4 protein-coding genes are annotated in these 5,761 nt (G+C 60.5%); all 4 read right to left on the reverse strand.

Features of this window, described 5'->3' with window-relative positions:
* Window positions 1-589: 589 nt before the first annotated feature.
* Entirely contained in the window at window positions 590-1,462 is an 873-nt protein-coding gene (locus G4L39_RS05845; protein WP_165106650.1) for a sugar phosphate isomerase/epimerase family protein, read from the reverse strand.
* Window positions 1,463-1,644: 182 nt separating this feature from the next.
* Entirely contained in the window at window positions 1,645-4,035 is a 2,391-nt protein-coding gene (locus G4L39_RS05850) for a fibronectin type III domain-containing protein (protein ID WP_205880820.1), read from the reverse strand.
* Between the two features lie 56 nt (window positions 4,036-4,091).
* Complete coding sequence (locus G4L39_RS05855) at window positions 4,092-4,952, reverse strand: prepilin-type N-terminal cleavage/methylation domain-containing protein (RefSeq protein WP_240893834.1); 861 nt, start codon at window positions 4,950-4,952, stop codon at window positions 4,092-4,094.
* A gap of 13 nt (window positions 4,953-4,965) precedes the next feature.
* Entirely contained in the window at window positions 4,966-5,619 is a 654-nt protein-coding gene (locus G4L39_RS05860) for a TetR/AcrR family transcriptional regulator (protein ID WP_165106653.1), read from the reverse strand.
* Window positions 5,620-5,761: the final 142 nt, after the last annotated feature.

The following is a 5,761-nucleotide window of genomic DNA, read 5'->3' on the forward strand; positions in this document are numbered from 1 at the left end:
GCACCACACCACCAGAACCCGGCAACCTTCCGCCAGACTGCCCATACCAGGGGAACCTCCCCCTCGATGCGGTGCGCCCCGCAGATGGTCCCAGGGGCCATATCGGTCTGGAGTGGCAGCCGAACGTTCCCCCAGGCGCCTTTTGGCGAGCACGGGCATCCCGTGATTCCCGTAATACCAAAGCCCGCCCGGGTCTTCCGTGGTGCTCTTGGCGCGAGCTCTCTTCCGGGAGCATCCACCAAAACCAGGTTTCAGAGTCCCTCGGATACGAACGAAGGGTACATCCGTCATGCTCCGGCCAGAGCGGTGAACCAGCGCCTCTGCCGCCAGACGCCTCGCTGCCGAGCTCGGAGGACGGACCTTGGCCGGATCGACGAGACCTGCGAACTCGTGTCCTGCCCAGTTCTGCATAATCGTAGCCTTGGGCGGCAACCTCTCTAGGTTGCATGCGTTGCGGAGAGCAGATCCGCCTCTTTCTGTCCGGTTCGTCAGCATGTGGATCCAGTCCCCCCTGTGGTCTGGCAATGATAAACGAGCGCTCTCTAACAGGGACGGAGCAGCGTCCACAAGGGCGCCAAGGGTTCAACTCCTAACTCGACTGCTCAGGAATCCCGAGGTCTTGCAATGTGCTTCTCAGCCACTCAAGCGATGCCTCGAGCATAGGGCCGCCTGCCCCCTCGCACTCGATGCTCAGCACGCCTTGATAGCCAGCCTCCTTGAGGAGCCGCAAACACTCGCGGATGTTTTCCCGGTTGACGCCCCGGCCCACAGGGCAGTGACTCACGGCGATGCCGGTCATCTCTCCCCGGGAAGAACCCGCCAAAGACTCCGATACGTCTTTAATATGGACATGGCTGACGCGGCTGACGAAGAGCTTAAGAAACGTCACAGGGTCCCGCCCTGCGATGTAGGTATTACCCGTGTCCATGTTCAAGCGGAGGTAGGGGCTGTCACAAAAGGACAGCATCTCGGCGAGGCGCTCGGGTTGCGTGGTGAAATACCCGTGCGGCTCGATGTTAACGATGACCTTGTGCGCTTCGGCAACCCGGACAATCTGCTGATAACAGCGCCGCATCTGGGCCATGACCTCCGATTCCGTCATGCCTTCCGGGGGACGAAGACCATCCGTGGTGTCTACGCAAGGGCAACCCGCTTGGGCGGCCCATGCAATGGTTTTCATCACATAGGCCACACCGTGCACCGGGCCGTCTTGGCCGGACAGGGGGAATGCCGCGTCGACCTGAGAGAACTGCACTCCGTACCGGTCCATCTTTCGGCGCAGTAGCACAGGGTCCTCGTAGAGTGCCACATGGGGGTGGTACCCCAGGCCATGGAGCCAACTGACCCCATCGATGACACCGCACTCGATGTAATGAACATCGTGCCGTCGTGCCCAGTCGAGGCATTGTTCGAAGGACCAGCACGCCGAGTTAAATGCGTCGGTGTGGAACCCGATCTTCATTGCGATTCTCCCTCCTTTCCTTGGTTCACGCCCTTTCCTTGCGCAAGCTGGGACCCGGACGCGGGCCGGCTCCCGAGCTCCCTGCCATTGGTGTCGCCAGTGGTGGCAGGGATGGAGTGAGAGAATGACCCCTCTGGACCCAGCGGTGTGACCCGGTGCCCAGCGAAACCGGTGAAAGCGGTCTAGTAACGCAGGCGGAAAAATTGAGCATCGCTTTCAATGGGCAACCTGATCCCTGACATGGCGCCGGGCACCTCGGTCCAAGGGCCCGAAAGTGTCCCCGCTTTTTCGAGTATGGCCTGTCCTGGCCATGCGAGTTCCACCTGAGCTCCGACGCGGCGAATGGTCAGTCGAGGCTCCTCAGGTAACGGCTCGAAATAAAATGTGCCTGCGGCGTAACGGTTGGGAGGGCCTGTGTCGACCGAGTTGGGGAATTGACCGGCGGGACCGAATCTGCCAGACCCAACGAAAAGAATGGAACCCCCTTCGAACACGCTGAGAGCAGGCGAATCTTCGGCGTTGCTGAAGTAGGGCTCGGCGTCACCATATCCCCAGGCAACGATCACGCCCTGGAATCCCGCCGGTAGAACGAGGGGCTCGGCCAGGGATTTGAATCGGCTCCCGTCCCGGAGCTCTCCGGGATCCTCAGGAGTGAACTGGAGCTGAGCCAGCAGATCCCGGGTTCTTCGGTTGTACAGGGCCGCGTTCAGGGTTAAATGTAGCCCGTCGCCGCCACTGTCGAACACGCCCAACTGAGTGACGCGGACGGGCCGTGCGACGTCGAAATCCATGCCAAGGGAGCCACCGTACGTGCCGTTTCCAAGAAGCCCGCTTGTTACCACGTATGCCACCCCGGGCAACCGCGGGTTCGGGGTGGATCTGACCAGGTTCGATTCCCTGCTCTCCTGACCTTCTTGGGCCACTGCTACGACCTTGTAGAATAAGGTCACGCCGTTGGTGACGTCAGTGTCACGATACGTGGTTCCCGCTGTTTCCACCAGCAAACTGAATGGTCCGGCAGCGTCCGTAGCCCGGAACACCCGATAAACCACGGCGGGGAGAGGGTTGGTGATGGGCGACCAGTACAGAGTGACCGCGCCGTCCTCATACGGCACGACAACATGGAGGATCGGGGTTCCGGGCCGCTCTGGGGGCAGGACCACGTACTCAAACGTACCGGCCGCAAAGCGTGCTGCGGGGCCCTGATCGAGAATGGACGGAAAAACCCCCGGTGTTGGATCGAATCGGCTGGAGCCGACAAAGCGCAGCGACCCGTTTCCATCATCGAGGGCCCAGATGATGGCGTTCGTATCACCGTCGGAATTGAGGAGTCGCTCCTCCAAGCCGTAGCCATCCGCTTCGATGGTGCCCTGGAAGCCGGCCTCCAGTCGGAGCGGCGACTCAAGGTCCTTGAAGCGCATACCTCCGAGAAGAAGGCCTTCACCCGGGCTGAAGAAGACCTCCGCAACGACCTCCTGCGTTTCGCGATTGAAGATGCGTGCTGACAGTGCTCGCTTCAATCCATTGGCGCCATCATCGAAAACCCCCAGCCGCACCACGATAATTGGGTTTTCCACGTCGAAATCGAGGCCGAGCGAGCCGCCAAAGGCTTGATTCCCCTGCGCCGGAGGAACAAAATACGCGATCCTGTGATTGCCAGGGAGGGTATAGGGAGTGGCACAGATTGCGTCTGAAGGCGGTCCGCTTGCACCATTGGCAGCCACGGCTTGGACCCTGTAACAGAATTCGACGCCGTTGGTGAGGCCAAGGTCCAGGTATTCCGTGGCAGCCACTTCGGCAAGGAGCTCAAACGAGGCCTGATCTGCTCCCGCGCGCAGGATTCGGTAAGTGACGGCCGGTACCGGTGAAGTCACGGGGGACCACTCCAGGCGAACCTGGCCGTCTCCGGCGCGGACCGTCACCACGGGCAAGCCGGGAGCGAGGGGCGGCGTCGTTAGAAACTCGAAAGTCCCTGCTGCGTAACGAGCCGCAGGTCCTTGATCAACCGTCGGTGGGAAGGTGCCCGGCAGTATCCCCCAACGGCTGCTGCCCACGAAGGACAGCGATCCATTCCCGTCCTGTGTGGTCCAGACGATGTTGGCGGGGTTGTCGAATGCGTTCCGGAGCAGCTCGCCGGGCCCGTAGCCTTCGGCTGTGATTGTGCCCTGAAAGCCAATACCAAGTTCCAAAGGTTCGGGCAGGGGCTTGAAACGGCTGCCACCTACGAGTTCACCGGGATCTTCTGGAGTAAATACGATGGATGCGAGCTCGGTCTGGGTTTTGCGATCCCACAGCCGTGCAACCAGGGTCCGGTTCAGTCCATCGGATCCATCGTCAAAAACCCCCAGTCTTGTTACCACGATTGGGTTGTTAACATCAAAATCCATGCCCAAAACCCCACCGAACTCCTGATTGCCGACCGTGCCCGCCGGCACCACATAGGCAATGAAGGTGTCCTGCGCCGGACTATACGAGGGCCCGAAGATCGCCCCTGCCAGGCATGCTACCGTGGCCGAGAACAGGTGCAGCCTCAGAGGGCATCCGGATTGGTGGTGGATCCACCGCGTGCTCACGGGTTCATGGTGATGTTTCATAGGATCGATGTGGTGTTGGTCGTTGGCGTTCTGTCTCAAAGGGGATTGGGAGGAGGTGGTTGGTCGGAATCCCATCCCTCGAAGCTATGATTCAGCCACCAGTCCGTTTCCTGCGGATTCCCCCGAATCCGCTGGGCGCTGTTGTCGGCCTTCACCACGATCATACCGTTTTCGTGGGGCATGTTCTGCGCCCGATGGTAGGGGATCTCCCAGATCAGCACCGCCTTGCTGGGGTTGCGGACGTCCGAGGACTTACGTCCGCTGATGGGTTTGTCGAGTGCATAGCCGCGGCGCCAAGGATCATAGTAGATATGCGACCACACGTAGCTGACGCCATCGTTATCGTAGAAGAAGTCCCGGCTGAAATAATCGTCGGGGCTGCCTCGAATGACGAGTCGCGCGCGAATTCCGGAAGGGCATGCGTACAGGCCGTGCAGTGGCTGGTAGTTGGGACGGCCTCCTTGCGGTTTGACCTGGTTGGGCCCGAGGTAGGGCTCAAACATCTCGGGCATCCATTTGTCGCCAATGCGGTACTCTTGCCCCCAGGCCTTCCCCCAGTTCAGCATCCGAGGAATGCGGTCGTTATAGTCGCCTGCGTAGAGCGCCGAGGCAAGTCCCATCTGCTTCGCGTTGTTCAAGCAGTAAATGCGATAAGACCGGGCGCGCGCTTTGCTCAGCGCGGGCATCAACATGGCGGCGAGGATGGCGATGATGGCGATCACCACGAGGAGTTCGATCAACGTGAAGCCGGAGGGACAGGTTGGGGTCCGGCGTGTTCCTCTGGAACGGAGGTACTTGGCAGTGCGGTTCTGGCCGCAGGCCGACGGTGGGTGCATACCGACCGGTATGGTGGTGAACCGAAAGAGGACCGCAAGAGCAGTGGCTAGCGTGTTCATGATGATCTGGAAGTCATCCGGTTGACAGGTTGCGAGGCTTGGACTCCTTCGAGGCGGCGGGAAACCCCAGAATCTCTTTGAGCCCCTCCAGGATGCGCTGCTCTTCCGAGGGCGAGCAAATCTCAGGTTCAAACAGGGCGCGCAGCTTGATCCCCTCCATCGCCGCCAGCATAACGTTGACCGACTGTTCCACGTCCGCCACCTGGATGGCCCCGGCGGCTGCGGCCGCTCGTACCAGCCCGATATAGAACTCGCGGACGCTGTCGTAGAACTGGCGCCACCCCCGACGAAGATCGGGGTCATGCACCGATGCGGTAAAAATCTCCATCGTAAACACGCGATTGGCCTGGTCCATCAGACAGGTGCGGACCGCCACGCGCAGGGTCTGCTCCAGGCGTTGGGCAGGATCCCTGATCCCCGCCAGCGATTCGTTGATGCGCCGTTGATACATCCGGTAGTAGTACGCGCATGCGGCGTGGATTAGTTCCCTTTTGGAATTGAAATGCCAGTAGAGGCTACCCTTGGTTACCCCGGCATGCGCGGCGATCTGGTCCAGATTCACTCCGTCGAAGCCGTGCTGGGAAAACAGCGTGTAGGCACTGGAGGCCAGTCTGGCCGGCATCCGGCGGTCTGCCTGCGGGCGCGGGGATGGAATCCGTGCCTTCATGCGGTGCTGACTATACTGGTCAGTATGCCATATGTCAAGGGCTTTATACAATTTTTTTCTGGCCAGCATGCCCCCAAACCTTAGCCATCGCCTGAGGTATTGCACCGGCGGGTGAAGATTTTTTGGGTTCGGCGTTGAATAT

It is taken from the genome of Limisphaera ngatamarikiensis (assembly GCF_011044775.1).
In the GTDB taxonomy this organism is placed as follows: Bacteria; Verrucomicrobiota; Verrucomicrobiia; order Limisphaerales; family Limisphaeraceae; genus Limisphaera; species Limisphaera ngatamarikiensis.